At 68.7% G+C, this 25,996-nt stretch carries 21 protein-coding genes and 3 pseudogenes; 7 read left to right on the plus strand and 17 right to left on the minus strand.

Annotation, left to right across the window (positions count from 1 at the left end):
* Positions 1–12: 12 nt before the first annotated feature.
* Together QC826_RS26990 and QC826_RS26995 are read left to right on the plus strand one after the other, a co-directional pair.
* Positions 13–1,833, plus strand: a complete 1,821-nt coding sequence (locus QC826_RS26990; protein ID WP_279763218.1) for a sensor histidine kinase — start codon at positions 13–15, stop codon at positions 1,831–1,833.
* Complete coding sequence (locus QC826_RS26995) at positions 1,830–2,447, plus strand: response regulator transcription factor (protein WP_279763219.1); 618 nt, start codon at positions 1,830–1,832, stop codon at positions 2,445–2,447. The genes QC826_RS26990 and QC826_RS26995 overlap by 4 nt, the downstream gene beginning before the upstream one ends.
* A gap of 1 nt (position 2,448) precedes the next feature.
* Here QC826_RS26995 and QC826_RS31825 read toward each other — a convergent pair whose 3' ends face one another.
* From QC826_RS31825 to QC826_RS27055, 13 genes and pseudogenes are all read right to left on the minus strand, one after another.
* On the minus strand, positions 2,449–2,793 hold the full coding sequence (locus QC826_RS31825) for a molybdopterin dinucleotide binding domain-containing protein (protein WP_409567905.1): 345 nt from the start codon (positions 2,791–2,793) through the stop codon (positions 2,449–2,451).
* A 781-nt stretch (positions 2,794–3,574) separates the two neighbouring features.
* Positions 3,575–5,206 (minus strand): annotated as a pseudogene (locus QC826_RS31830) (molybdopterin-dependent oxidoreductase); the annotation flags it as partial.
* Complete coding sequence (locus QC826_RS27005; protein ID WP_279763221.1) at positions 5,173–5,658, minus strand: hypothetical protein; 486 nt, start codon at positions 5,656–5,658, stop codon at positions 5,173–5,175. The pseudogene QC826_RS31830 and the gene QC826_RS27005, both read right to left, overlap by 34 nt.
* Before the next feature lie 9 nt (positions 5,659–5,667).
* Positions 5,668–6,801, minus strand: a complete 1,134-nt coding sequence (gene nrfD, locus QC826_RS27010; protein ID WP_279763222.1) for an NrfD/PsrC family molybdoenzyme membrane anchor subunit — start codon at positions 6,799–6,801, stop codon at positions 5,668–5,670.
* A gap of 2 nt (positions 6,802–6,803) precedes the next feature.
* Positions 6,804–7,511: a sulfate reduction electron transfer complex DsrMKJOP subunit DsrO gene (dsrO, locus tag QC826_RS27015; RefSeq protein WP_409567720.1), complete on the minus strand. Its 708-nt coding sequence runs from the start codon at positions 7,509–7,511 to the stop codon at positions 6,804–6,806.
* A gap of 142 nt (positions 7,512–7,653) precedes the next feature.
* Positions 7,654–8,790, minus strand: a complete 1,137-nt coding sequence (locus QC826_RS27020; protein WP_279763223.1) for a deoxyguanosinetriphosphate triphosphohydrolase — start codon at positions 8,788–8,790, stop codon at positions 7,654–7,656.
* Positions 8,790–10,433, minus strand: a complete 1,644-nt coding sequence (gene aroKB, locus QC826_RS27025; protein ID WP_279763224.1) for a bifunctional shikimate kinase/3-dehydroquinate synthase AroKB — start codon at positions 10,431–10,433, stop codon at positions 8,790–8,792. Before aroKB ends, QC826_RS27020 begins: the two co-directional genes overlap by 1 nt.
* A 12-nt stretch (positions 10,434–10,445) precedes the next feature.
* Positions 10,446–12,716 carry an Ig-like domain-containing protein gene (locus QC826_RS27030; protein WP_279763226.1) on the minus strand — a complete coding sequence of 757 codons (2,271 nt, stop codon included), beginning with the start codon at positions 12,714–12,716 and terminating at the stop codon, positions 10,446–10,448.
* 37 nt (positions 12,717–12,753) lie between these two features.
* On the minus strand, positions 12,754–15,051 hold the full coding sequence (gene pilQ / locus QC826_RS27035; protein ID WP_279763227.1) for a type IV pilus secretin PilQ: 2,298 nt from the start codon (positions 15,049–15,051) through the stop codon (positions 12,754–12,756).
* Positions 15,048–15,671, minus strand: coding sequence for a pilus assembly protein PilP (locus QC826_RS27040; RefSeq protein WP_313872816.1), 624 nt, complete (start codon positions 15,669–15,671; stop codon positions 15,048–15,050). Before QC826_RS27040 ends, pilQ begins: the two co-directional genes overlap by 4 nt.
* Positions 15,668–16,333 carry a type 4a pilus biogenesis protein PilO gene (locus QC826_RS27045; RefSeq protein WP_093390485.1) on the minus strand — a complete coding sequence of 222 codons (666 nt, stop codon included), beginning with the start codon at positions 16,331–16,333 and terminating at the stop codon, positions 15,668–15,670. The genes QC826_RS27040 and QC826_RS27045 overlap by 4 nt, the downstream gene beginning before the upstream one ends.
* Positions 16,334–16,345: 12 nt before the next feature.
* A pseudogene (locus QC826_RS27050) lies at positions 16,346–17,006 on the minus strand (PilN domain-containing protein).
* Positions 17,006–18,079, minus strand: coding sequence for a pilus assembly protein PilM (locus QC826_RS27055; RefSeq protein WP_279766615.1), 1,074 nt, complete (start codon positions 18,077–18,079; stop codon positions 17,006–17,008). The pseudogene QC826_RS27050 and the gene QC826_RS27055 overlap by 1 nt, the downstream one beginning before the upstream one ends.
* A gap of 518 nt (positions 18,080–18,597) precedes the next feature.
* Here QC826_RS27055 and QC826_RS27060 point away from each other — a divergent pair.
* A complete protein-coding gene (locus QC826_RS27060) occupies positions 18,598–20,943 on the plus strand; it encodes a penicillin-binding protein 1A (RefSeq protein ID WP_279763228.1) in 2,346 nt (781 codons plus the stop codon).
* Positions 20,944–21,015: 72 nt separating this feature from the next.
* On the opposite strand, the gene cyaY is transcribed toward QC826_RS27060, so the two are convergent.
* Positions 21,016–21,351 carry an iron donor protein CyaY gene (cyaY, locus tag QC826_RS27065; protein ID WP_279763229.1) on the minus strand — a complete coding sequence of 112 codons (336 nt, stop codon included), beginning with the start codon at positions 21,349–21,351 and terminating at the stop codon, positions 21,016–21,018.
* A 40-nt stretch (positions 21,352–21,391) separates the two neighbouring features.
* On the opposite strand from cyaY, the gene lptM reads away from it, so the two are divergent.
* Both lptM and lysA read left to right on the plus strand, forming a co-directional pair.
* Positions 21,392–21,580: an LPS translocon maturation chaperone LptM gene (gene lptM / locus QC826_RS27070; RefSeq protein ID WP_279763230.1), complete on the plus strand. Its 189-nt coding sequence runs from the start codon at positions 21,392–21,394 to the stop codon at positions 21,578–21,580.
* A 14-nt stretch (positions 21,581–21,594) separates the two neighbouring features.
* Positions 21,595–22,872 (plus strand): diaminopimelate decarboxylase, encoded by a 1,278-nt coding sequence (gene lysA / locus QC826_RS27075; protein ID WP_093390480.1) that lies wholly within the window; start codon positions 21,595–21,597, stop codon positions 22,870–22,872.
* A gap of 93 nt (positions 22,873–22,965) precedes the next feature.
* On the opposite strand, the gene QC826_RS27080 is transcribed toward lysA, so the two are convergent.
* Positions 22,966–23,139, minus strand: a complete 174-nt coding sequence (locus QC826_RS27080) for a hypothetical protein (protein WP_279763231.1) — start codon at positions 23,137–23,139, stop codon at positions 22,966–22,968.
* 209 nt (positions 23,140–23,348) lie between these two features.
* Here QC826_RS27080 and QC826_RS27085 point away from each other — a divergent pair, with 209 nt between their 5' ends.
* A complete protein-coding gene (locus tag QC826_RS27085) occupies positions 23,349–23,516 on the plus strand; it encodes a hypothetical protein (RefSeq protein WP_279763232.1) in 168 nt (55 codons plus the stop codon).
* A gap of 14 nt (positions 23,517–23,530) precedes the next feature.
* Positions 23,531–23,797, plus strand: a complete 267-nt coding sequence (locus QC826_RS27090) for a type II toxin-antitoxin system RelB/DinJ family antitoxin (protein WP_279763233.1) — start codon at positions 23,531–23,533, stop codon at positions 23,795–23,797.
* Positions 23,798–24,272: 475 nt separating this feature from the next.
* On the opposite strand, the gene QC826_RS27095 is transcribed toward QC826_RS27090, so the two are convergent.
* Both QC826_RS27095 and msrP read right to left on the minus strand, forming a co-directional pair.
* The gene (locus tag QC826_RS27095) at positions 24,273–24,941 is read right to left on the minus strand and encodes a sulfite oxidase heme-binding subunit YedZ (protein ID WP_279763234.1); all 669 of its coding nucleotides are present in this window, start codon (positions 24,939–24,941) and stop codon (positions 24,273–24,275) included.
* Positions 24,942–24,955: 14 nt separating this feature from the next.
* A pseudogene (gene msrP / locus QC826_RS27100) lies at positions 24,956–25,923 on the minus strand (protein-methionine-sulfoxide reductase catalytic subunit MsrP).
* Between the last annotated feature and the right edge of the window lie 73 nt (positions 25,924–25,996).

Here is a 25,996-nt window from a genome sequence, read left to right on the forward strand (position 1 = left end):
CGCTCTAGCCGCATGGCGACGCTGGCGTCGCTGACGCTGGCCGCACTGCTCGCGCTCGGCCTGCCGGCCCATGCCCAGCCGCAGAACGGCGCGCACGACGACACAACTGTGCGCATCGGCGTGCTGGCCTACAAGGGGCCGGAGGCGGTGCAGCGCGACTGGTCGCGCCTGCGCCAGTGGCTGCAAACGCGGCTGCCCGGCCGCAGCGTCGAGCTGCTCGACTTCGACCAGCCCGGCTTGACCGCCGCCGTGCGCGCGCGGACGGTCGACTTCATCATCACCAGCAGCGGCCACTACGCCATGCTGGAGCAGGACGACGGCGCCAGCCGCATCGCCACGCTGGCCTCGCCGTGGTCGGCCTCGCCACAGCTGGCGATCGGCTCGGCCGTCGTGGTGCGGCGCGACGCCGCCCTGCGCTCGCTCGCCGAGCTGGCCGGCAAGCACGTGCTGGCGGTGGCGCCGGAGGCCTTCGGCGGCTACCAGATCGCCGCGCGCGAAATGCTCGCCGCCGGCGTCGATCCCGAGCGCGACCTGGACCGCCTGCAGTTCAACGGCTTCCCCACGCAGCAGATTTTGCTGGCGGTGCGCGCCGGCCGCGCCGACGCCGGCATCGTGCGCAGCTGCCTGCTCGAACAGATGATACGCAGCGGCGAACTGGGCGCCGGCGAGCTGCGCGTGCTGGCGCCGCTGCCGCACCCCGGCTCGTCCTGCCAAAGCTCGTCGCGCCTGTATCCGGACTGGCCCTTCGCCGCGCTGCGCCACACCGCGCCGGCCCTGTCGCGCCAGGTGGCGGTGGCGCTGCTGACCATGGCGCCGACGGCCGACGGCTACAGCTGGGCCGTGCCGAGCGACTACGGCAGCGTCGACGAGCTGTTCCGCGAGCTGCGCATCGGCCCCTACGACTACCTGCGCCAGTGGACCTTCGAGACGGCGCTGCGGCGCTACTGGGGCCTGCTGTTGCTGGCGCTCGGCCTGCTGGTGCTGTGGGCGGTGCACACGGTGCGGGTCGAGCAGCTGGTGGCCAAGCGCAGCGCCGAGCTGCTCGCCGCACAGCAGCGCGAGCGCGGCATGGCCGAGGAGGCGCAGGCGCGCCAGGCGGCGCTGGACCACACGGCGCGGCTGGCCATCCTCGGCGAGATGGCCAGCGCCATCGCCCACGAACTGAACCAGCCGCTGGCGGCGATCGGCAATTTCGCCCGTGGCATGGCGCGCCGCATCGCCGCCGGCCGCACCGAGACGGCGCCGCTGCTGGAGGGTGCCAACGAGATCGCCGCGCAAAGCGAGCGCGCCGCCGACATCATGCGCAAGGTGCGCGCGCTGGCGCAGAAGCGCGCGCCGGAGCGGCGGCGCCTCGACCTGACGGCAGTCATGGACGAGGCGGTGGCGCTGTTCCGCGCCGCCCATCCGCAGGCGCGGGTGGACTGGCAGGCCGGCGCGCCGGCGCCGGTGCTGGCCGACGCGCTGCAGATCCAGCAGGTGGCCTTGAACCTGCTGAAGAACGCGCTCGACGCCCAGCGCGGCGCAGATGACGCCGGCGCCGAGGCTCGCACTGGCGCCGGCGAGACGCCGCTCGCCGTCACCCTGCGCGCCCTCGGGCGCGACTGGCAGGTGTGCGTGCGCGATCGCGGCTGCGGTCTGGCACCAGAGCAGTTCGCGCGCCTGTTCGAACCTTTTTTCACCACCAAGGCGGAAGGCCTGGGCCTCGGCCTGTCGCTCAGCAAGGGCATCATGGAATCATTCGGCGGCACGCTGTCGGCGCGCCCCAACGACGACGGCGTCGGCCTGAGCGTCTGCCTCACCCTGCCCAATTTGGACCTAACGGAAACGCCATGAACGAAAGCGATGCAATCCTGTATGTGGTCGACGACGACGCCGCGATGCGCCGCTCGCTGGCCTACCTGTTCGACGCCGGCGGTTGGCGCGTCGAGACCTTCGAGTCGGCCCGCGCCTTCCTCGACAACTACACCGGCCACGTGCCCGGCTGCCTGCTGCTCGACGTGCGCATGCCCTTGATGAGCGGGCTCGAGCTGCAACCGCTTCTGCAACAGCGCGGCATCAAGCTGCCGGTGATTTTCCTCAGCGGGCACGGCGACTTGCCGATGGCGGTGCAGGCGATGAAGGCCGGCGCCAGCGACTTTTTGGAGAAGCCCTGCAAGGACCAGGTGCTGTTGGACGCCGTCACGCGCGCGGTGGCGCGCAGCGTGCGCGAAGCGACGCAGGACGCGCAGGCGCGCGCCGCCCACAACGCGTTCGACACGCTGACCGCGCGCGAGCGCGAGGTGGCGCAGGCGGTGGCCAGCGGCAAGGCCAACAAGGTCATCGCCATGGACATGGCGATCAGTGAAAAGACGGTGCAGGTGCACCGCCACAACGCGCTGGCCAAGCTCGGCGTGCGCTCGGCGGCCGAGGTGGCGCGCCTGCTCATGACAAGCGGCCAGCTGGACTAGATCAAGCGCGCACAATGCGCGCCGGCAGCCCCTGCCGCACGGCGGTGCCGGACACCGGATCGACATACACATTGTGCCCCTTGCGGGTCGGGTCGCTCAGCCCGACATCGTTCAGGTTGACGCCGGCGGCGATGGCCTTGTCGTGCGGCCGCATCTCCTTGCCGAGGCGGTGCGCCCGCGCGCCCATCTCGCGGTGACCAAAGCCGTGCTCCACCGCCACCACGCCGCGCTGCACGCCGTGGCGCAGCGCCACCGTCGCCTTGACCCGGCCGCCCGGCGTCTCCAGATACACCGCGTCGCCGCTGCGCAGGCCGAGGCTTGCCGCGTCGTCCGGGTGCAGCGCCACCGGGTTGTCCGGCTTGATGCCGCGCAGACGGCGCGCGCCGATGCTGTAGGAGTTGTGCAGCGCCGACTTTGAAGCTGATCAGCTGCAGCGGCCACTCCGCCTCGGGATACCTGGCGCGCAGCGGCGTGCCGTCGGCGAAGGCCGGCTCGCGCCAGGCCGGCGTGCCGGCGAAGCGCTTGCCGGTGATGCTGCTGCGGCTGACGCCCAGGTTCTCGTTGTAGACCATCATCGGCTTGGTGTAGCGGTGGGTCGACCAATCAGCCGGGTATGGCGGCAGCGCGGGCGGCGGCACGGCCCCCGCTGCTGCCGGCGTTCCGCGCGCGGTGGCAGCGGCGGCGCCAGAGGAAGCTGGCGCAGGCGCCGGCGGCAGCCGCACGCCGAACATCTCGCCGTAGCTTTGGTAGCGGCCGCCGCGCGCCAGCATGAAGGCCACCTTGCGCCACTCCTCCGGCTTGAGCGTGGCCTCCAGCAGCGGCTGGATGCGGGCCAGGCCGGACAAGGCGATGTCGTCGTCGCTGGCCTCGGGCACGGCGGTCTTGCCCTGGTAGGCGATGTTGGCGCCGCCGCGCAGATACCAATGCTCCGGCCGTTCCAGCGCGCACGGCTTGCCGTCGGCGTCGCTCAGGCCGGCCGGGCCGAAGCCGGGCAGCTGCATCGTCTTGGCCAGCGCCAGGAACAGCGTCTCCATGCCGATGGCCTGGCCGTCGGCCAGCTTGTCGGCCTTCGGCTCGACCACCGGCCAACGCGCCGTGCTCATCTTCACCGCCACGCCGCCCCAGGCGCCGGCCCAGCCCCAGCTCTCGTACAGCAGCGAGTCGGGCACCAGGTAGTCGGCGAAGGCGTTGGTCTCGTTGATGAAGGGATCGACGGCGACGATCAACGGCAGCTTGGCCGGATCGGCCAGGTCGCGGCCGATCTGCGTGCGCAAACCGGGCACGCCGTACAGCGGATTGCAGCTCCACAGGATCAGCGCCTTCAGTCCGTATGGATAACCGTTCATCGCCCCGGTCAGCCACTCGGTGGCCAGCGCCGGCGCGTTCGGATACCACGGCGCGCGCGCCGGGTAGGCGGCGCCGGCCGCCTTGTTGCGCTGGAACTCGGCGCTCTTCTCGTAGGCGGCGTTGCGGCCGAGCGGCGTGCCGCTCGGTTTGACCTGGCCTGCGAAGCTCTCCAGGTTGTAGCGCGGGCCGGGGCCGGCGTCCTTGAATGTGCCGCCGTTGATCAGCGTGCCGCCCTTGCGGTTCAAATTGCCGATCAGCGTGTTGAGCATCACCAGCGCGTAGGCGTTGTAGAAGCCGCTGCCGGCCATCATGCCGCCGTGGGCGTTGACGGCGGCGCGCTTGCCGTGGCTGGTCAGCTCGCGCGCCAGGCCGACGATCACCGTCTCCGGCACGCCGCAGGCTTGCGCGTACTCGGCCAGCGTGTGCCGCTCGGCCTCCTCGCGCAGCAGCGTCATCGCGCTCTTCAGATGCAGCGGCTGGCCGTCCAGCGCCAGCTCGGCGTTGAAGAACAGCTCGGCCGGGCCGCTGGCGGCGTTGTGCGCCAGCGGCTTCTGGCTGGCCACGTCGAACACCACGAACGGGTCCTGCTCCTGGTGGCGCTGCTCCTCCGGCAGGACCATGCCCATGTCCGAGCCGCGCGCGTAGCGGCCGTCGCGCGGGTGGCCCGGCTGGACGATGACCAGGTGGGTGGCGTTGCTCCACGCCGCCTCGCCGGCCGCCTCGGCCGTCTTCAAATTCGGCTGCACGAGGAAGTTTTGGTCGTAGCGCTGCTGCTCGATGATCCAGCGAATCATCGCCATCGCCAGCGCGCCGTCGGTGCCGGGTTTGATCGGCACCCAGCGGCTGCGCTCGCCGGAGGCCAGGCTGTCGGCGTTGCTCAGCACCGGGTCGACCACCACGTAGTTGAACGCGCGCTCGCCGGCGCGCGCCTTGGCCAGCAAGGTGCCCTGGCGTTTGAACGGATTGCCGGCGTTGCCCGGCGCGGTGCCGACGAACAGGCAGAACTCGACGTTCTCCAGGTCCGCCTTCGCGTGCGGCATCTTCTTCAGGTCGCCGAACATGGCGCCCGAGCCGGAGCGGTAGGCGCCACCGCAATAACTGCCGTGGTTGACCAGGTTCAGGCTGCCGTAGGACTGCTTGAAGAAGCGGTCGACGAAGGCCATGCGGCCGTCGTCGGTGCTGGCCATCAGGCCCACCTGGTTGACGCGCGGCCCCAGCGCCGGCTGCCGCGGGTCGATGGCGGTGCTCAGGTCGCGCAGCGCGCGCAGGCCCTGCACCGGGCCTTCGCCGAACAGGTCGCCGCCCTCGCTGATCTCGCGCACCAGCTGGTCGAAGGCGATCGGCTGCCAACGGCCGCCGCCGCGCGGGCCGACCCGCTTCATCGGCGCCAGCACGCGGAACGGCGAATCCATCTGTTCGATGACGGCGTTGCCGCGGCCGCAGGCGGTCGAGCGGCCGGCCAGGCCTTCTCTTGGAAGCGCGACAAGGCGACGAAGCTGGCGCGGATCGGCGTCTGGTAGGGCAGCGCAGGGTCGGCCGACATCGGGCTGTAGGGATTGCCGGCGACGCGCAGCACCTTGCCGTCGGCCTTGTCGATGCGCACGCGCACGCCGCAGAAGGTGGTGCAGCCCATGCACATGGTGTAGCTTACCTGCTGCTGCGGGTTCACACTGAGCTTGCCGCTGGCCGGGTCGACCGAGAACTCGGGCGCCAGCGAATTGCCGTGCAGTTTGCTGTGCGGCGCGTCCTTGCCGCGCACGTGGTCGAGCATGCGGCCGGCGGTGGTCGAGAAGCTGGCGGCGAAGGCGGTCAGGCCGCCGCCCAGGGCGGCGTTGCGCAGGAAGCCGCGTCGTTTGTCTTGCATGGTCATCTCCTAGTGAATCGCCGCCGTGCCGACGGGGGCGACGGGATCGGCCGGATCGGGGCGGACGCGCTTGGCGCCGGCCCAGGGCAGGTAGTCGAGCATCACGATCAGCAGCACCAGCCACAGGCCGAGCGTGCCGGCGATGCCGAGCAGGCCGTCGCTGCCCAGCGGCAGTTGGTAGTCGTACAGGCCGGCGCCGGTCTTGGGGATCGCCTGGCCGCCGATGAAGATGGTCCAGCGCATCATCCAGGCGCTGTGCAGCGCGACGATGCCGTTGAACAGGCCGCTGGTGGCCGGACGCCAGACCGCCAGCGCCATCGGCGCGACGGTGGCCAGCACCGCCCACACGGCGCTGAACTGCCAGGCCGGCGCGCCGGCCACCTGGTTGAAGGCGGCGCTGTGCACCGGGCTGAGGCCGGACAGGCTGACGTACAACCAGCCGCCACCCAGCGCCAGCACCAGCGCCAGGCTCAAGGCCAGCGCGCGGTTCAGCGCCAGCTCCAGGCGGCGGTCTTGCGCGCCGAGGTAGCGGTTGAACAGCAGCGCCAGGCCGAGCGCGCCGACCGCCGCCGTGGCGACGAACTGCGCCGGCAGGAAGGGCGTGTGCCACAGCGGCCGGGCGCGCACCACGGCCACCTCCATGCCGGTGTAGAGCGCCAGCGCCAGCACGCCGCACATGGTCAGCGCCGCGGCGCCGGCCAGCGCGCCGCGCGAGGCGCGGCCGCCCCGCCCCGCCAGCCGATACCAGCGCGCGCCGGCGCGGCCGGAGGCGCCCCAGGCGGCCAGGTCGGCGCGCAGCGCCAGCCAGGCGTACAGCAGCAGGCCGCCCAGGTACAGCGGGATGAAGAAGGAGCCCCAGGCCATCCACGAGCGCGGCTGGAAGTACAGGTAGAAGTGGTAGAAGCGGCCCGGCCCGTGCAGGTCGGCCAGCAGGGCCACCGGCGCGGCCACGCCGCAGGCCAGCGCGGCCAGCAGCGACAGGCGGCCGAGCCGCTCCAGGTGGGCGCGGCCGAAGACGAAGTAAGGCAGCGTCAGCATGAAGCTGGCGTAACTGAGGCCGATGAGGAAGAAGTACTGCACGGCCCACGGCAGCCACGACGCTTCGCGCGTGACGTTGAGCACTTCGGTGATCTGGCTGTCCATGCTTACTCCCCGTGGTGGCTGGGTTGCCACAGGCTGGCCTCGCCCTCGACGCGGCCTTCGAAGCGGGCGTCGAGGCCGAGGTAGAAGACGTGCGGCTCGGTGTTCATCTCCGGCTTGAGCACCTTGACCTCGTTGGCGTCGAGCAGGCGGCGCACCTCGCTGTGCGGATCGTTCAAGTCGCCGAAGATGCGGGCGCCGCCGACGCAGGTTTCGACGCAGGCCGGCAGCAGGCCGACGTCGACGCGGTGGGCGCAGAAGGTGCACTTGTCGGCCTTGCCGGTGTCGTGGTTGATGAAGCGGGCGTCGTAGGGGCAGGCCTGGACGCAGTAGGCGCAGCCGACGCAACGCTCGCCGTCGACCACCACCACGCCGTCCCCGCGCTGGAAGGTGGCGCCGACCGGGCACACCGGCACGCAGGGCGGCTGCTCGCAGTGGTTGCACAGGCGCGGCAGCATGTAGGTGCCGCACTGTTTGCCGTCCTTCACCTCGTAGGTCGAGACGATGGTGCGGAAGCTGTTTTCCGGCACGGCGTTCTCCATGATGCAGGAGACGGTGCAGGCCTGGCAGCCGATGCACTTGCGCACGTCGACCACCATGGCCCAGCGCTGTTTGCCCTTGCCCGTGGCGCCGATGGCGGGCGCGGGCGCCAGCGCCACGCCGGCGCTGATGGCCGGCAAGGCGCGCAAGAATTTGCGGCGGGATTCAATCACATGACCTCCTTTGCTCTACACGACAGCCTTATTGACTGGCTACCATGATAGGAAGGAAGTTGCCCTGCGGATATTGGGACTTATTGGCGGCAAGCCCGGGGAATTGCCAATTTACTTAGCTTGGATATTGTGCTACGCCGGCCTACAGCTCGTCGAGCGAAAACAGGCGGCGGTGCTCGCGGATGGCGTAGCGGTCGGTCATGCCGGCGATGTAGTCGGCGATCTTGCGCGCCTGCTGCTGGGCGTCGCCCGAGGCCACCAGATAGTCGGGCGGCAGCAGCACCGGGTCGCTGATGAAGGCCTCGAACAGCTCGCGCACGATGCGGCTGGCCTTCACCCGCATGCGGTTGACCTGGTAGTGCTGGTACAGGTTGGCGCGCAGGAAGCGCTTCAGCTCCGTCGCGTCCTTGCGCATGGCGTCGGAGAAGCGGATCAGCGGCGGCGCGGCGCGCACCGCGTCGATGTCGGCCGGCGCGGCGGCCAACAGCAGCTGGCCGGAGGTGGCGATCAAGTCGTCGGCCAGCGCGGTGATCAGGCGGCGCAAGGTCTCGTAGATGGCGCGCCGGCCGGACAGGCCGGGGAAAGTGCGCTGCACGTCGTGCCACAGGCGGGCGAAGAAGTCGACCTGCTCGAGCTGCTCGATGGTGATCAGGCCGGAACGCAGGCCGTCGTCGATGTCGTGGCTGTTGTAGGCGATCTCGTCGGCCAAATTGGTCAGCTGCGCCTCCAGCGAGGGTTGGGTACGGTCGATGAAGCGCTGCGCCACCGGGCCGAGCAGCTTGGCGTTGGTCAGCGAGCAGTGCTTGAGGATGCCCTCGCGCGTCTCGAACATCAGGTTCAGGCCGTCGAAGGCGCCGTAGTGCTCCTCCAGCTCGTCGACCACGCGCAGGCTCTGCAGGTTGTGCTCGAAGCCGCCGTGCTGCTTCATGCATTCGTTCAGCACGTCCTGGCCGACATGGCCGAAGGGCGTGTGGCCCAGGTCGTGCGCCAGCGAGATGGCCTCGACCAGTGCCTCGTTCAGGCGCAGGTTGCGCGCCATCGAGCGGCCCACCTGGGCCACCTCCAGGCTGTGCGTCAGGCGGGTGCGGAACAGGTCGCCCTCGTGGTTGAGGAAGACCTGGGTCTTGTACTCCAGGCGGCGGAAGGCCGAGGAGTGGATGATGCGGTCGCGGTCGCGCTGGAACTGGCTGCGCGAGGCGTGCGCCGCCTCGGCGTGGCGGCGCCCCCCCCCCGTCGCCGAGTGCGCCGCGTAGGGCGCCAGGTGGGCGTCCGGCGCCATCAGACGGCGGCGGCCAGCGTCGCCAGCAGCAGCTCCTGCGGCGCGTGGGTGATGCTCGGGCTGCCCAGCGGCTTGAGCAGGATGAACTTGATGGCGCCGCCCTCGTTCTTCTTGTCGACCTCCATCAGCTCGAGCCAGCGCTCTATGCCCAGGTCGGGCGCCTTGACCGGCAGGCCGGCGGCGGCCACCAGCGCGCGCACGCGCTCGACGGTGGCCGGCTCGACCAGGCCCATGCGGGCCGACAAATCGGCCGCCATCACCATGCCGCAGCCGACCGCCTCGCCGTGCAGCCAGTGGCCGTAGCCCAGGCCGGCCTCGATGGCGTGGCCGAAGGTGTGGCCGAAGTTGAGGATGGCGCGCAGGCCGCCCTCGCGCTCGTCCTGGCGCACCACCTCGGCCTTGATCTCGCAGGAGCGGGCGATGGCGTAGGCCAGCGCGCCCTTGTCGCGGCCCACCAGCAGGGCGATGTTGGCCTCGATCCAGTCGAAGAAGGCGGCGTCGATGATGGCGCCGTGCTTGATCACCTCGGCCAGGCCGGCCGACAGCTCGCGCGCCGGCAGCGTCTCCAGCGTGGCGGTGTCGGCGATGACGGCGCGCGGCTGGTAGAAGGCGCCGATCATGTTCTTGCCCAGCGGGTGGTTGATGCCGGTCTTGCCGCCGACCGAGGAGTCGACCTGCGACAGCAGCGTGGTCGGCACCTGGATGAAGTCGACGCCGCGCATGTAGCTGGCCGCCGCGTAGCCGGTCAGGTCGCCGATCACGCCGCCGCCCAGCGCCACCAGGGTGGTCTTGCGGTCGGCCTTGGCGGCCAGCAGGGCGTCGAAGATGGCCATCAGGCTGGTCCAGTTCTTGTGCTCCTCGCCGTCCGGCAGGACGATGGCGATGACCTGCTTGCCGGCGGCGCGCAGGCCCTGCTCGACCCGTTCCAGGTAGAGCGGCGCGACGGTGCTGTTGGTGACGATGGCGACCTTGCCGCCGTTGACGTGGCGCGCCAGCAGCGCGCCGTCGTTCAGCAGGTTGGGGCCGATCGAGATGGGGTAGCTGCGCTCGCCCAGGTCGACGTTCAGGAGGATGGTGGTTTGCTCGGTCATCGAAGGTTCGGCTTGTGTGTAGCAGTTCGGCGCCGCCTGGCAGGCCAGGCTGTCGAGGTGCTGCAAAATGGTTTGGACCATCGATTGTACGTTAGGTCGGCCGGTGTCGATGACGACGTCGGCGATTTCCAGGTACAGCGGCTCGCGCTGGGCCAGCAGTTCCTCCAGCTTGCGGCGCGGATCGGCGGTCTGCAGCAGCGGCCGGCTCTTGTCGTGGGCGGTGCGGCTGAGGATGCTGTTGACCGAGGCGCGCAGGTAGATCACCGTGCCGCGCGCGGCCAGGAAGGCGCGGCTGGCCGGGTCGAGGATGGCGCCGCCGCCGGTGGCCAGCACGATGCCCTGCTGGGCGCTGAGTTCGCCGATCACCTCGGCCTCGCGGCGGCGGAAACTCGGCTCGCCCTCGATCTCGAAGATCCACGGGATCGAGGCGCCCGTGCGGGCCTCGATCTCGTGGTCGGAATCGATGAAACGCATGCCCAGCTTGCGGGCCAGAATGCGACCGATGGTGGTTTTTCCGGCGCCCATCAGCCCGACTAAGAAAACATTTTGCATTGACTTCCAGTACTAGTTTGGACTGGTGCAACTAAGCACCGTGCCGTAGGGGCTGTCGCGCCCCGGCGGCGAAATATTGTGGGTGGAATAATCGGTGCTCAGACCGATCAGCTTGATGTAGCCGACGTAGCGCGCCTCGGTGCCGGACACCTGGCCGCGGATGGTCAGGTCGACGTCGAGCCAGTTGGCGCGGTCGCGCGGGTACAGCAGCGAGACGGTGGCCTGGCCGCGCGCGTCGGTGGTGGTGGCGGCCGGCGAGACGGTGATCGGGATGCCCGGGTCGAGCGCGCGGTTGCCGTTGATGTCCTCGCCGCCGGACAGCTGGCCGTCGCTGTCGACGTCCTCGTTGAGGCAGGCCTTCGGTTGCAGCAGCGGGTTCGAGCTGTAGGCCCAGGGGCCGTCGGTGCCCTCGAAGTACAGGCTGCCCTTGTAGAAGTTGCGCGGCCGCACCGAGCCGGTGATGTTGACGCCCGGCACCGGGTTGCCCGCCGCGTCGGTGACGAACACCGAATAGTCGACCTGGTAGGTGGCCGGGTTGGGCACGCCGACGGTGTTGCCGGTGCCGGCGGTGATGAACAGCGAGCGCTTGGCCACCGTCAGCGAGGCGGTCGCCGAGGCGGTCGAGGCGCCCTGCAGCTGGGCGCGGATCTGCACGCCGTCGAGCTTGGTGTCCGAGCTGCCGGCGATGTAGCTGACCGAGGCCGAGCCGTCGGCGCCGGTGGTCACCAGGGAGGGCTGGGTCAGGCTGCCGCCGCTCGGGTCGCTGACGATGGAGAAGGCCACCTGGGCGAAGCGCACCAGGTTCTTCTCGCTGCTGCCGTCGCGCACGGTGGCGCGGATGGTGGCCTGCTGGCTGCTGCCGCCGGGCGTGTTGGCGCCCACCACGGCCGGGTCGGCCTGCACGCTGATGGTGGCGCCGGCCGGCAGCGCGGCGTAGAACTCGACGCTGCCCTGCACCGAGCTGGCGTCGGCGCTGGCGCTCGCCGTCAGCGTGGCCACGCCGGGGTTGGCCGCCTTGAGGAAGGCGGTGGCGTTGCCGCCGGCCAGGGCCAGCGGCGTGGTGAGCGGGCTGGCGCAGGCCGCGTCGGCGTAGACCGTGCCGCGCGAGGTGCTCAGGCTGACGGTGCCGCCCTGCGCCACGCCGCCGTTGTCGTTGTGGATGGCCACGGCGTGGCATTGGTTGATCGCCGCCAAGGCCAGCGGCGCGCCGGCGCCGTCGACCACGTTGACGAAGAAATTCGAGGCGCTGATCTGGATCGGCACGCTGGCCGTCTCGCCCAGCGCCGTCACGGTGATGGTGTCGCCGGTGCCGCCGGCGGCCGTGTAGCTCAGGGTCAGCTGGCCGGCGGTGTTGGTGGCGGCGGCGCCGCCGCCCTTGACGGCCAGGGTGTTGGCGCCCGAGCGGAAGCTGACCGCCTTGCCGTTGAGCGCGTTGCCGGCCGAGTCGACCAGCTTGACGGTGACGTCGGTGCTGGCGCCCAGGTTGACGGTGCCGGCGGCGTTGATGCTGAGCTTGGTGCCGGCCACCGTCACCACCGTGCTGGTGGTCTTGGCGCCGGCCGCGCTGGCGCTGACGTGGATCAGGCGCGAGCTCGGGTCGTTGCCGGTGCTGAGCTTCTCGCTGACCATGCCGTTGGCGTCGCTGGTGCGGTTGGTCAGGCTCAGGCTGCCCGAGTCGACGCTCAGGTTGACCTTCACGCCGGGCACCACGGTGTTGCTGGAATCCTTGACCAGGGCGAACACGGTGACCTCCGAGCCGGCCGCGCCGGACGAGGCCAGCGTGCCGCTGGTGGTGGTCAGGGTCAGGGTCGGCACCGGCGCCGGCACCGCCACCACCGTCACCTTGACCGGCGCCGAGACGGCGCCGCCGGCGCTGGCGGTGATGCTGATCACCCGCGGCGCCGGGTTGCCCTTGACGTTGAGCTTCTCGACCACCGCGCCGTTGGCGTTGGTGATGCGGGTGGTGCTGCTGATGTTGCCGGAGTCGGCCTTGAAATCGACCGTCTCGCCGGGCAGCACGTTGCTGTTGGCGTCCTTGACGATGGCCGTCAGCGTCACCTCGCTGCCGTCCAGGCCGGACGAGTCTATCGTCTCGGCGCTGGCGATCAGCACCACCGAGGCCGCCTTCGACGGCGCCACGCCGTTGCTGTTGGTGCCGGCCGAGCCGCCGCCGCCGCCGCAGGCGGCCAGCAGGCCGGCCGCGCAGGCGCAGGCCAGCGCACCGCGCCAGCCGAGGAAGGGGGCGGTGAGGGGGCGGGTGAGGCTGTGTGTGCTGATATTCATCGGATTACCCTATCGTTCCCAAGGAACTGTTCGCATTTTATCGGGTGGAGAGGCGCTCGGCGACTATCTTCGGTGTAATAAACACCAGAAGTTCGGTCTTGTCGTTGGTTCTACTGTTGTTCCTGAACAAATAACCCAGCACCGGCACGTCGCCCAGCAGCGGCACCTTGCTCACCGAGTTGCGCTCGATCTGCTGGTAGATGCCGCCCAGCACCACCGTGCCGCCGTTCTCGACCATCACCTGGGTCTTGACGTGCTTGGTGTCGATGGCGAAGCCGGCGCGGGTCTCCTGGCCGACGCTGTCCTTGTTGACGTCGACGTCGAGCACCACGTTGCCGTCCGGCGTGATCTGCGGCGTCACCTCCAGCCGCAGGTTGGCCTTGCGGAACACGATCGAGGTGGCGCCGCTGCTGGTGGCCACCTGGTAGGGCAGCTCGATGCCCTGCTCGATCAGGGCGATGGCCTTGTCGGCGGTGACGACGCGCGGGCTGGAGATGATCTTGCCGGTGCCGTCGGCCTCCAGCGCCGACAGCTCCAGGTTGAGGAAGCGGTTGGCCACCGAGGAGAACAGGCTGATGGCCAGGCTGCCGGCGGCGGCGCCGTTGATCGGCGCGGCCGGCAGGTTGACGAACTGGGTGTTGTTGTAGCTGGCGTCGGTCGGCTTGATCTGGCCGGTCACCTCGCCGATGCCGGTCAGGTTGCCGCCGACGCCGATCCGCGTGTTGCCGTTGCCCAACTGGTAGCCGCTGTCGCCGCCACGGATGGTGCGCAGGTCGGCGAAGCCCAGCTTGGCGCCCAGGTTGCGGGTGAACGAGTCGCTGGCCTCGACGATGCGCGCCTCGATCAGCACCTGCTTGGAGGCGATGTCGGTCTTGGCGATCAGCTTGCGGATGTCCTCGATCTTGGCCGCGATGTCGGTGACGAACAGCTGGTTGGTGCGCGGCTCGATGATCGCGCTGCCGCGCTTGGACAGCACGCGGTTCTTGGCGTCGGCGCCGCCGCCCTCGAGGCCGAAGACGGTCTTGAAGGCGTCGGCCTTCTGGTAGTTGAGCTGGAAGATCTCCGACTTGAGCGGCTCCAGGTCGGCGATCTGGGCGCGCTGCTCGAGCTCGAGCTTCTCCTTGGTCAGCAGCTCCTCCTTGGGGGCGATCCACAGCACCGAGCCGTTCTTGCGCATGTCCAGGCCCTTGGCCTGCAGCACCACGTCGAGCGCCTGGTCCCACGGCACCTCGCGCAGGCGCAGCGTCAGGTTGCCGGCCACGCTGTCGCTGGTGATGATGTTCAGGCCGGAGATGTCGGCGATGGCCTGCAGCGCGGCGCGCACCTCGACGTTCTGGAAGTTGAACGACAGCTTCTCGCCACGGTAGCCCTGGGTGCCCTGGGCCAGCTTGTTGGGGTCCTCCTTGATCGGCTTGATGTCGATCACCAGCTGGGTGTCGCTCTGGTAGACGCTCTGCTCCCACAGGCCCTTGGCCTCGACCGTCAGGCGCGTGTTGTCGCCCTGCGGCACGGTGGTGATCTGCGTCACCGGCGTGCCGAAATCGCGCACGTCGAGGCGCCGCCGCAGGCTCTCCGGCAGCCCCGTCTTGATGAAGTCGACCACCACGCCGGCGGCCACCTGGCGCACGTCGACCGCCACCTGGTTGTTGGGCAGGTCGACCACGATGCGGCCCTCGCCGTTGCTGCCGCGGCGGAAGTCCATATCGCGCAGCAACTGCCGCGCCGGCGCCTTGGCGGCGGCCGTGGCCGAGCCGGCGGCCGGCTTGGCCACCACCGGCATGCCGCTGGCGTCGACCGCCTGGGCCAGGCCGCCGGAGCCGTCGATGGTCAGGATGACCGCCCTGCCGTCGAGCGCCGTGGCGTAGTTCAGGCTGCGCTTGAGGTTGAACACCAGGCGCGAGCGCTCGCCGGCCTGCACCACGTTGACGCTGCGCAGATCGCCCAGCGCCAGGTCGAGGGTGTTCTTGCCGGTGGCGTTGACGGTGGCGCCGAAGTCGAGCGCGATGCGCGGCGGGTTGGTGATGGCGAAGCCGATCGGCAGCCGCGCCGGCGCCTCCCTCAGGGTGATCTTGACGATCACGTTCGACCCCTGCTGGTTGGCGCTGATCGTCTCGATGGCGTTGCCGGCCGCGCTGGCGGGCGCCGCTGCGGCCGGGCCGGCGGCGCCGGCCGGCGCGCCCTCCTGGGCCCGGGCCGGCAGGCCCGCCAACAGGCCCAGCACGGCCAGCGCCGCCAGCAGCGGCGCCAGCACGCGGCCCGTCCGGGCCGCCCGCCGCGCCGGCCCGCTCGACGCCGGCGTCGGCATGCGCCGCGCGGTCCTCAGTGCCTTGTTCATTTGCCGCCCTCCTTACTCTCCTGCAACTCCAGCCGGGACATGCGTTCGACCCAGTCGCCGGTCGCATCCTGTACGATTTCCTTGATGCTCACCACGTTCTCGGAGACGCCGGTGACCAGGCCGAAGTTCTGGCCCACGTGCTGGCCGCTGCGCACCTGGTGCACCGCGCGGTCGACCTGCAGCAGCGCGTAGACCACGCCGCCCTGTTCGATGGTGCCGACCATCTTGACGGTGTCGAGCGGGTAGCTCTCCAGCAACTCCTTGCGCCGCTCGGTGTCCGGCTTGATGCCGCCGCCCCGGTTGGCCGACTTGGCCAGCTCGACCAGCAGCTTGTTCGGGTTGAAGGGGTCGACCGCCTCGCCCGAGGCGTAGGCGAAGGGGATGAAGGTCTTCGGCGCGCTCAGCGGCGACACGTACACCTGGGCCTGGCCGTCGACCTGCCTCATCCACTGGCGCACCTCCTGCACGTCGCTGTCGCTGCAGCCGGCCAGCGCCAGCAGCGCGGCGGCCAGCGGCAGGCCGCGGGCGGCGCTGCCGGGCGCGGCGCGGCACATGGCGGCGGCGCGGGCGGCGGCGCGGGCGGCGGTGGGAAGGACACGGGGCGGAACGGGCGCTGTCATGATTTTTTCTTCTCCGCCTTTTTCTTGTCGGCCATGGCCTTGCGCTGCGCGCTGACCTCCTCCGGATCGAGGTAGCGGAAGGTCTTGGCGACGGCGTCCAGGGTCAGCACGCCGTCCTTGCCGGTGGCCAGGCTCATGTTGTTGAGCGTGACGATGCGCGGCAGGTTGGCCATGTCGCCGGCGAAGGCGCCGATGTCGTGGTAGCTGCCGCTGACCTTGATGTCGATCGGCAGCTCGGCGTAGTAGTCGCGCACCACCACCTGGCCCGGCTTGAACAGCTCGAACTGCAGGCCGCGCCCCAGCCCGGCCTGGTTGATGTCCGACAGCAGCGCGGCCATTTCGGCCTTGCTCGGCAGCTGCTTCTGCAAGCGCTCGACGTACTGGTCGACCTGCAGTTTCTGCCGCCGCAGCGCCTCCAGGTTGACCGCCTGGTTGGTCTTGAAGGTGTACTCGTCGCGCAGCTTGAGCTCGGCCTGGGCGGCCGCCTCCTGCTCCTCGAACTGCCCGCTCCAATAGGCGAAATAGCCCAGCGCGACCACCGCCGCCATCACGCCGACGCCGCACAGCAGGCGCGGCGCCAGCGGCCACTGGCCGGGATGGCGCTGGCCCAGGCCGCGAAACTGCTGCGCCAGCGCTGCCCCGAGGAGTTTCAGGTCGGCCATCTCGGCTCCCGTTCAGGGCGCGGCCGGCGGCAGGCCGGGCGCGGTGGATGGAACGGCCCGGCCGGCGGGCCCGGGTTGCTTGGGTTTGGCGGACTGGTCCGGCAGCTCCTTGTCGCGCGGCCGCTTGATGTTCACCGTCAGGTTGAACTCGACCACCTTCTTGGCGCTCTTGCCCTGCCCCAGTCCGGTCGAGCGCACCTCGACCAGGTCGGGCCGCTCCAGCCACGGCGAGGCGCCGGCCAGGTTGCGCAGCAGCTCGGAGACGCGCTCCTGCGACTGGGCGTAGCCGCCCACGGCGACCTTCTGCCCCTCCTGCTTGAAGGATTTCAGGTAGACCCCGGCCGGGGTCTGCTTGACCAGCTCGTCCATCAGGTAGACCGGCTGGTTGCGGTCGCCCTGCAGGCTCCTCGACGGCCTGCTGGCGCGCCTTCAGCGCCTCGATCTCCTGCTTCAGCGTGGCGATCTCGGCGATCTTCTTGTCGAGCACCACGATGGCGCCCTTGATCACCTGGTTGCGCTCGTTCTGGATCGACATGCGGCGCGCGTTGTAGCCGCCCACCAGCAGCACCACGGCGGCGCCGGCGATGGCGCCCAGCGCCAGCAGGGCGAAGAAGGCGGCCTTCCTTTGCTTGCGGCGCTCCTCGCGGTGCGGCAGCAGGTTGATTTTGATCATCAGCCGAACCTCCGCAGCGCCAGGCCGCAGGCCACCAGGTAGGCCGCCGCCTCGGCGCGCAGCTGGCTCTCGCGCACCGCCGGCCCCAGCGCCATGCCGGCGAACGGCGCCACCACGCTGGTGGCGATCTTGCTGCGCCCGGCGATCAGCTCGGCCAGGCCGGGGAGCAGGGCGCAGCCGCCGGCCAGGAACAGCTGGTCGACCCGGGTGTAGGGCGTCGAGGTGAAGAAGAACTGGATCGCCCGCGTCACCTCCAGCGCGGCGCTCTCGAGGAAGGGCTGCAGCAGCTCGCCGGCGTAGTTGTCGGGCAACTCGCCCGACTTCTTGCGCGCCTCGGCCTCGTCGAAGGCCATGCCGTAGGCGCGCACGATGTCCTGCGTCAGGTTGTTGCCGCCGAAGGCCTGCTCGCGCTCGTAGATGGTGGCGCCGTCGAGCAGGATCGAGATGTGGGTCACCTGGGCGCCGATCTGGAACAGCGCCAGCACCTGGCCGGCGCCGCCCTTCGCCAGGTCGGCCACGCGCACCAGCGCGGCGCGCGCGGCGTAGGACTCGATGTCCATCACGCTGGCCTTCAGGCCGGAGGCCTCGGCGATGGCGACGCGGTCCTCCACCTTCTCGCGGCGCGAGGCGGCCAGCATCACCTCGATGTCCTCGGGCGAGCTGGCGGCCGGGCCGATGACGTCGAAGTCCAGGCTGACCTCGTCGAGGGCGAAGGGGATGTACTGGCTGGCCTCGGACTCGACCTGCACCTCCAGCTGGTCCTCCGACATGCCGGCCGGCAGGATGATCTTCTTGGTGATGACCGAGGCCGGCGGCATGCCCAGCGCCGCCAGCTTGGCCCGGCTGCCGCTCTTCTTCCAGACGCGGCGCACGGCGTCGACCACCTGGTCCATGTTCTCGATGTTGCCGTCGACCACGGCGCCGCGCGGCAGCAGCTCGGCGGCGTAGCGCTCCAGCCGCAGGCCCTCCTTGCCGTTCTGCGCCAGCTCGACCAGGCGCACGCAGGAGGTGCTGATGTCGACGCCGACCAGCGGCGCATTGCCCTGGCCCAGCAGGGCCTTCAGGTCGAGCATCATGCGCACGCCCCCCGCCGCCGTGGCGGCGCCGGATCGGCGCCGACCTGGCCTGGCCGCCGGATGGGCATTCGCACTCTAAGCATGGAGGACCCGTTAGAAAAACTGCGTGGAAAAACGCGTATCTAAAACGTAGCTGAGACCGAACTGTGAACGAACTGTGAACGACAGTGAAAGCTTCAATGGGAAGCCGGCAAGCGGCGCCGCCGTGGTGCGCGCGACAACATTGCATGCGCGCCTATGGGCTTTCCCTGCGTTACTTGAGACACTACATTAAATCCAAGCAATTGGAGTGTAAAGGTATTTCTATTGCGCACGATTGAGCGTGTGTGCGCGTTTCGCCACACTCCGGCGCTACGCCGGCGGTGCGCTTGTGGCCGGCTCGACAAGTGCGTTGCTTTATTGCTAGTTGGGAAATCTTCATGCCCTCGGGCGCGGCGCGCCGTCGCCCCATAGGCTCGCTTATAATGAATCGGATAAACGATAACGTTCGCGCCAGTGAAAGATTGCACAACCAAATGACCAGTTCCACTCCCCAAGCACCCGTCCCGCCGCAGGGCGCCGCCAGCGGCGCCCAACCCAAACGCTTCCTGCTGATGGCCATGTTGTCGATGCTCGGCCTGGCCCTGGTCGGCGTGCTGTTGGTGGTGTTCGGCCTGGCCCTGGCCTACCCCAACCTGCCCGACCTCGACACCCTGACCGACTACCGGCCGAAGATGCCGCTGCGGATCTTCTCGGCCGACAACGTGCTGATCGGCGAGTTCGGCGAGGAGCGCCGCAACCTGGTGCGCATCAAGGACATCCCCGACGTGATGAAGAAGGCCGTGCTGGCCATCGAGGACGACCGCTTCTACGAGCACGGCGGCGTCGACTACCTCGGCATCGTCCGCGCCACCCTGCACAACGCCACCGGCGGCGCCAAGCAGGGCGCCTCGACCATCACCCAGCAGGTGGCGCGCAACTTCTTCCTGTCGAGCGAGCAGACGCTCAAGCGCAAGGCCTACGAGGTGCTGCTGGCCTGGAAGATCGAGCAGAACCTGAGCAAGGACCAGATCCTCGAGGTGTATATGAACCAGATCTACCTGGGCCAGCGCGCCTACGGCTTCTCCTCGGCCGCGCAGATCTATTTCGGCAAGAGCCTGAAGGACATCACGGTGGCCGAGGCGGCCATGCTGGCCGGCCTGCCGAAGGCGCCGTCGGCCTACAACCCGGTGGTCAACCCGAAGCGCGCCCGCACCCGCCAGCAATACATCCTGCAGCGCATGCATCAGCTCGGCTACATCAGCGACAAGCAGTTCGAGGAGGCCCGCGCCGAGCAGTTGAAGGTCAAGACCGACAGCAGCGAGTTCGGCGTGCACGCCGAGTACGTCGCCGAGATGGCGCGCCAGCTGGTCTACGAGCAGTTCAAGGAGGACACCTACACGCGCGGCCTGAACGTCTTCACCACCATCACCAAGGCCGACCAGGACGCCGCCTACCTGGCGCTGCGCCGCGGCGTGATGGACTACGAGAAGCGCCACGCCTACCGCGGCCCGGAGGCCTACATCGACATCCCGCCGCGCAAGGAGGACGCCGACGACGCCATCGAGACCGAGCTGGCCGACCACCCGGACAGCGACGACATCGTCGCCGCCATGGTGCTGCAGGCCACGCCGCAGAAGATCACCGCCGTCACCGCCTCCGGCGAGGAGATCGCCATCAGCGGCGCCGGACTGGAGATGGGCCGCTCCTGGCTGGCCGAGAAGGCGGCGCCGAACAAGCGCATCCGCCGCGGCGCGGTGATCCGCGTCATGCAGGAGGGCAAGGACTGGCTGGTCACCCAGATGCCGGAGATCGAGTCGGCCTTCGTCGCCGCCAGCACCACCGACGGCGCCATCCGCGCCATGGTCGGCGGCTTCGACTACAACCGCAGCAAGTTCAACCACGTCACCCAGGCCTGGCGCCAGCCGGGCTCCTCGTTCAAGCCCTTCATCTACTCGGCCTCGCTCGAGCGCGGCCTGTCGCCGGCCACCATCATCAACGACGCGCCGATCTCCTTCGACGCCGGGCAGACCGGCGGCCAGGCCTGGGAACCCAAGAACTACGACAACAAGTACGAGGGGCCGATGAGCATGCGGCGCGGCCTGACCAAGTCGAAGAACATGGTCTCGATCCGCATCCTGCACAAGATCGGCGCCAAGTACGGCCAGGAATACGCCACCCGCTTCGGCTTCGACGCCGAGAAGAACCCGCCCTACCTGACCCTGGCGCTGGGCGCCGGCAACGTCACGCCGCTGCAGATGGCCGGCGCCTACGCCGTGTTCGCCAACGGCGGCTACAAGGTCAACCCCTACCTGATCGCCAAGGTCACCGACGCCGACGGCAAGATCCTGTCGCAGGCCGCGCCCGACCTGGCCGGCGACGAGAAGAACCGCGTCATCGACGAGCGCAACGCCTACCTGATGGATTCGATGCTGAAGGACGTGGTGCGCTTCGGCACGGCGACCAAGGCGCTGGTGCTGAAACGCCCCGACATCTCGGGCAAGACCGGCACCACCAACGACTCGATCGACGCCTGGTTCGCCGGCTACCAGAGCAAGCTGGTGGGCATCGCCTGGATCGGCTACGACCAGCCGAAGAACCTGGGCAACCGCGAGACCGGCGGCGGCCTGGCGCTGCCGATCTGGATCAACTACATGCAAAAGGCGCTGAAGAACATCCCGATCGAGGAGCGCGCCGTGCCCGACGGCCTGATGCTGGTCGGCGACGACTACTACTACGCCGAGAACCCGCCCGGCAGCGGCGTGCACAGCCTGGAGGGCGGCAGCCACGGCACGCCGGCCGAGGAAAAGGCCAAGGACGCCGTCAAGAACGAGCTGTTCTGACGCCGCGCCGAGGCCGCTTGGCGGCGGCGGCGGCGAACCGCGCCGCGCCGCCGTTGTTGCCGAACAACTGGTTTAGCCTTGGGCCAGCACCACCGTCGCGCCGGCCTGGGCGCTGACCAGGCCCGACAGCGCGGCGAACAGCTCCGAGCCGTCGCGCGTGTTGCACCACAGACCGCCCTGCTGCTTGTAGTGGAAGCCGCCCGCGCGCGCCGCCACCCACAGCTCCTGCATCGCCGCCTGGCTGTTGACGATGATCTTGCTGCCGTTGTCGATGAACTCGATCTCCAGCACGTTGCCGCTGCGGCTGCACTCGACGTCGAGCAGCTCCTGGTCGTTCAAACGGTCCAGCGCCGCCTCGATGGCGCTGAGGGTGGCCTCGGCCTGCGCCAGGAATTCTGATTCGCCCATGCTACACTCCAATATCTCAAGTCAAACCAAGATTCTAATCGTGAAGTCCACACCTGCGCTGTTTATCGGCACCATCCTGTGCCTGTCCGCCCTGCTGAGCGGCTGCGGCCAACCCGGCCCGCTGTACCTGCCCAAGGCCCCCGCCAAGCCCGCCACGAGCGCCGAGCCTGGCAAAGCCGCCGCTGCGCCAGCGCCAGCGCCGGCCCCGTCCACCGCCCCCCAACGCTAAGTCCCCAAGTCCCTATGTCGCATTTCGCTTACCAAGACGGCGTGCTGCACGCCGACGGCGCCTCCCTGAGCGCCATCGCCGAGCAGTTCGGCACGCCCACCTACGTCTACTCCAAGGCCGCCCTGCTGGAGAACTTCGCCGCCTACGCCGACGCCTGCGCCGGCCGCGACGCGCTGGTCTGCTACGCCATGAAGGCCAACTCCAACCTGGCCATCCTCGACCTGCTGGCGCGCCAGGGCGCCGGCTTCGACATCGTCTCCGGCGGCGAGCTGCTGCGCGTGGTCGCCGCCGGCGGCGACCCGCGCAAGGTGATCTTCTCCGGCGTCGGCAAGAGCGTCGCCGAGATGCGCCTGGCGCTCGAGCACGACATCCTCTGCTTCAACGTCGAATCGATCCCCGAGCTGCACCGCCTCAACGAGGTGGCCGGCGCGATGGGCAAGACGGCGCGCGTGTCGCTGCGCGTCAACCCCAACGTCGACGCCAAGACCCACCCCTACATCGCCACCGGCCTGAAGGCCAGCAAGTTCGGCGTCGCCTTCGACGACGCGCTGGCCACCTACCGCGCCGCCGCCGCCCTGCCGCACCTGGCCGTGGCCGGCATCGACTGCCACATCGGCTCGCAGCTGCTCGACGACGCCCCGCTGCTCGAGGCGCTCGACCGCCTGATCGAACTGATCGACGCGCTCGGCCGGGAGGGCATCGTGCTGCACCACCTCGACATCGGCGGCGGCATCGGCATCAGCTACGGCGAGGCCGGCGAGGACGCGCCGGTGCCGGTGGGCGACTACCTGGGCCGCCTGTTCCAGCGCATCGACGCCTGGCGCGCCGCCAACCACGGCGGCCGGCCGATCAAGGTGATCTTCGAGCCGGGCCGCTCCATCGTCGGCAACACCGGCGTGCTGCTGACCAAGGTCGAGTTCATCAAGCACGGCGAGGAAAAGAACTTCTGCGTGGTCGACGCGGCGATGAACGACATGGCCCGTCCGGCCCTCTACCAGGCCTGGATGGACATGCGGCCGGTGGTCGAGTCGGACACGCCGGCGCTGAGCTACGACGTGGTCGGCCCGATCTGCGAGTCGGGCGACTGGCTGGCGCGCGACCGCGCGCTGGCGGTGCAAAGCGGCGACCTGCTGGTGATGCTGCAGGCCGGCGCCTACGGCATGACCATGGCGTCGAACTACAACACCCGTGGCCGCGCCGCCGAGGTCATCGTCGACGGCGCCCAGTGCCACCTGGTGCGCCGGCGCGAGACGCCGGCCGAGCTGTTCGCGCTGGAAACGCTGATCAAGTAAGCCGCGCCGCCGCCGGGTGGCTTGCCGCCCGCCGGCCCCTGGCCCACGCAAAAAAGCCGATCGTTCACGCGATCGGCTTTTTCCATTTGCTCGCTACTGGCCGCGCGGCCCCTTGTCGGCGCCCTTGTGGTCCTTCTGGCCGTCGTTCTTGTGGCGCCCCGCCACCTCCTTCGCCTCGGCCTCCTGCTTGCTCCGGTTGGCTTCCTGCTGGGCCTGTTCGGCCTCGCGTTGCTGCTGTTCGCGCGGATCGCTGCTGTGCTTGCTCATGACGGGCTCCTCGGTAAGTGGGAATCCCACTATACACCCGCCGCGCCTTGCGCCGCGTTCGCCAGATCAAGCCGCCGCCACGCGCTTGGCGCTGGCGTCCGCCCCCGACAAGTCGGCAAAAAATCCGCCGGAACGGCGCCGAAATTGAAAAATAGCGGCGTACAATCAAACAGTTGGATGCATCACAACTCGGCAAAAAAGTCGGCAAAATGTACCTCGAACCCTATCAATTCGAACCCTTGTTGCTTGCCGACCGGCAATTGCTGGATGTGCAGGCGATGGCCGAGCAAGTCATCTCGGCGTCGCTGCGGCTGGGCGCCCTGCCCTTGCTCTTCCCGCAGCTGTACCCCGAGGCCGGCCTGCCGGACGATCAATAAGCAAAGGGGGATTTATGGCAAGCAACGATCCCATTATTCGCGTTCGGGTTGACGCTCACACCAAGAAGGTCGCAACCGAGACACTGGATGCGATGGGTTTGACCGTTCCCGACGTGATACGCATATTGCTACGGCGCGTCGCGGAGGAAAAATGCCTCCCCTTCGACGTCCAAGTTCCGAACAAGAGCAGCCGCAAGGCACTGGCCAAGATCGCTGCGGGAGAGGTGAAGACCGCCGCAACCATCGCGGACTTGATGACAGACTTGAATGCGGACGATTGACCACTCTGGCTTGTCCAACCGCAACTCAACGGATGTTCAAAAAAGTAAGGTCGCATCAAATGCTGCTGGGCAAAAGCAGCAGTTTTAGCTGAGTTGGAAGTTGTACCGGAACTATTCGGTGAGAGCCATTTCATTGCCGTTTAGTGTTCTAAACGATAGAATTCGGCTCTAGAAAGGCCAAAGCCCGCTAATGCGGGCTCTGTCCTCAATTTACAAGGGCACGACCAGTTTCCCGGAAAATCCTTGTCTCTATGCTTTGAAGTATAGCATCGCTAACCCCAACGAATCAATAGCCTACTGATGCTGAAGCACCTCACGGCTCCCCGACTGGCCACGATACAGTCCTACTTCACTTGTCACGAACGGTTCGCCAACCTGCGAAGTCGGTGCGTCCGTTACTTTTCCCCGGCCGCGATGCTTACTGCGCTCGGTCTCGTGCGCACGCTGCCGTTCCCTTGACTTAAATGCACTTTATCTAGGAGCGGCAACCGCCGCCGCAACAGGCCGCGCCGCCGGCCGGGGCCGGCGCCCGCGCGTCGCGCGCCTTGCGCCGGCTCCACACCACGCGCACGCCGAGCAGCACGGCGACGACCAGGCCGAAGATGATCGGTTGGGTGAAGTTGTGCTTGCCAGCCTTCATCCACCAGAAGTGCAGGATGCCCAGCGGCGCGATCACATACACCAGCCGGTGCAACCACTGCCATTGCTTGCCGCCCAGGCGGCGCACCATGGCGTTGCTGCTGGTGGCGGCCAGCGGAATCAACAGCAAGAAGGCGGCGAAGCCGACCGTGATGAAGGGCCGCTTCAGCACGTCCGTCAACATCTCCTGCACATCGAAGAAATGGTCGAACCACAAGAAGGTGGTGAAGTGCAGCGCGGCGTAGAAGAACACGTACAGGCCCAGCATGCGGCGCAGCTTGATCAGCCAGTTCCACTTGCTCAGGCGGCGCAGCGGCGTCACCGCCAGGGTGATGCAGAGGAAGTACAGGGTCCAGTCGCCGGTGCCGCGCGTGATGAACTCGAGCGGCTCGACCAGCTGGCCGCTCAGCGTCAAATACACCATGCGGCCCAAGGGGACCAGCGCCAGCAGGAACAGCAGCGCGCGGATGGCGCCGTACTGGCGCGGGGTGGGATGGAATGCCATGGTCTTGGTCTAGCCTAGAAGAATTTTTTCAGGTCCATGCCGGAGTACATCGACGCCACGTCGCTGTAGCCGTTGAACATCAGGGTCTTGCGCTTGCGCGCCAGGAAGCCGTCCTCGCCGATGCGCCGCTCGCTGGCCTGCGACCAGCGCGGGTGGTCGACCTCGGGGTTGACGTTCGAATAGAAGCCGTACTCCGCCGGCGCCGCCTGGTTCCACGCCGTGCGCGGCTGCTCCTTGACGAAGCGGATCTTGACGATCGACTTGGCCGACTTGAAACCGTACTTCCACGGCAGCACCATGCGCACCGGCGCGCCGTTCTGGTTCGGCAGCGTTTCGCCGTACATGCCCAGGGTGAGCAGCGCCAGCGGGTGGTTGGCCTCGTCGATGCGCAGCCCTCCACATACGGCCAGTTCAGCACGCGGCTGCCGACGCCCGGCATCTGCTTCTTGTCGGCCAGCGAGATGAATTCGACGTACTTGGCGTTGCCGGTCGGCTCGACCTTCTTGATGATCTCGGAGAAGGAGTAGCCGACCCACGGGATCACCATCGACCAGCCCTCGACGCAGCGCAGGCGGTAGACCCGCTCCTCCAGCGGCGCCAGCTTGAGCAGCGCGTCCAGGTCCAGGGTCATCGGCTTCTTCACCTCGCCCTCGATGCTCACCGTCCACGGCCGTGGCTTGAGTGTGCCGGCGTACTGCGCCGGGTCGCTCTTGTCGGTGCCGAACTCGTAGAAGTTGTTGTAGCTGGTGGCGTCCTTGTAGGCGCTCTGCTTGTCCAGCGCCGAGTAGGCGGGATTGAGCTTGGCCGCCAGCTTGGGATTGAGCCCCTGGGCGAAGGCCTCGCGGCCGGCCATCTCGATCAGGCCGGCGCTGGCGGCACCGCCGACGGCGAGCTGCTTGATGAAGCCGCGGCGCGCTTCGAACACCTCGCGCGGGGTGATGTCGGACGGCAGTATCAGTCCATCGGAACGTTTGATCAGCATGTTCACTCCAAAGAAAAAGGTGCAAGGTTCAGACTTGGTCTCGCCAGAAGTCCAAACCTTACACCTTTCTTTT

The organism is Rugamonas sp. DEMB1 (genome assembly GCF_029834475.1).
GTDB classification, from domain to species: domain Bacteria; phylum Pseudomonadota; class Gammaproteobacteria; order Burkholderiales; family Burkholderiaceae_D; genus Rugamonas; species Rugamonas rubra.

Coding starts and splice junctions, on each gene's coding strand:
- QC826_RS26990 (WP_279763218.1), top strand. CDS start 13: ATGGCGACGCTGGCGTCGCTGACGCTGGCCGCACTGCTCGCGCTCGGC.
- QC826_RS26995 (WP_279763219.1), top strand. CDS start 1,830: ATGAACGAAAGCGATGCAATCCTGTATGTGGTCGACGACGACGCCGCG.
- QC826_RS27005 (WP_279763221.1), bottom strand. CDS start 5,658: ATGCAAGACAAACGACGCGGCTTCCTGCGCAACGCCGCCCTGGGCGGC.
- nrfD (WP_279763222.1), bottom strand. CDS start 6,801: ATGGACAGCCAGATCACCGAAGTGCTCAACGTCACGCGCGAAGCGTCG.
- QC826_RS27020 (WP_279763223.1), bottom strand. CDS start 8,790: ATGGCGCCGGACGCCCACCTGGCGCCCTACGCGGCGCACTCGGCGACG.
- aroKB (WP_279763224.1), bottom strand. CDS start 10,433: ATGCAAAATGTTTTCTTAGTCGGGCTGATGGGCGCCGGAAAAACCACC.
- QC826_RS27030 (WP_279763226.1), bottom strand. CDS start 12,716: ATGAATATCAGCACACACAGCCTCACCCGCCCCCTCACCGCCCCCTTC.
- pilQ (WP_279763227.1), bottom strand. CDS start 15,051: ATGAACAAGGCACTGAGGACCGCGCGGCGCATGCCGACGCCGGCGTCG.
- QC826_RS27040 (WP_313872816.1), bottom strand. CDS start 15,671: ATGACAGCGCCCGTTCCGCCCCGTGTCCTTCCCACCGCCGCCCGCGCC.
- QC826_RS27045 (WP_093390485.1), bottom strand. CDS start 16,333: ATGGCCGACCTGAAACTCCTCGGGGCAGCGCTGGCGCAGCAGTTTCGC.
- QC826_RS27055 (WP_279766615.1), bottom strand. CDS start 18,079: ATGCTCGACCTGAAGGCCCTGCTGGGCCAGGGCAATGCGCCGCTGGTC.
- QC826_RS27060 (WP_279763228.1), top strand. CDS start 18,598: ATGACCAGTTCCACTCCCCAAGCACCCGTCCCGCCGCAGGGCGCCGCC.
- cyaY (WP_279763229.1), bottom strand. CDS start 21,351: ATGGGCGAATCAGAATTCCTGGCGCAGGCCGAGGCCACCCTCAGCGCC.
- lysA (WP_093390480.1), top strand. CDS start 21,595: ATGTCGCATTTCGCTTACCAAGACGGCGTGCTGCACGCCGACGGCGCC.
- QC826_RS27080 (WP_279763231.1), bottom strand. CDS start 23,139: ATGAGCAAGCACAGCAGCGATCCGCGCGAACAGCAGCAACGCGAGGCC.
- QC826_RS27085 (WP_279763232.1), top strand. CDS start 23,349: ATGTACCTCGAACCCTATCAATTCGAACCCTTGTTGCTTGCCGACCGG.
- QC826_RS27090 (WP_279763233.1), top strand. CDS start 23,531: ATGGCAAGCAACGATCCCATTATTCGCGTTCGGGTTGACGCTCACACC.
- QC826_RS27095 (WP_279763234.1), bottom strand. CDS start 24,941: ATGGCATTCCATCCCACCCCGCGCCAGTACGGCGCCATCCGCGCGCTG.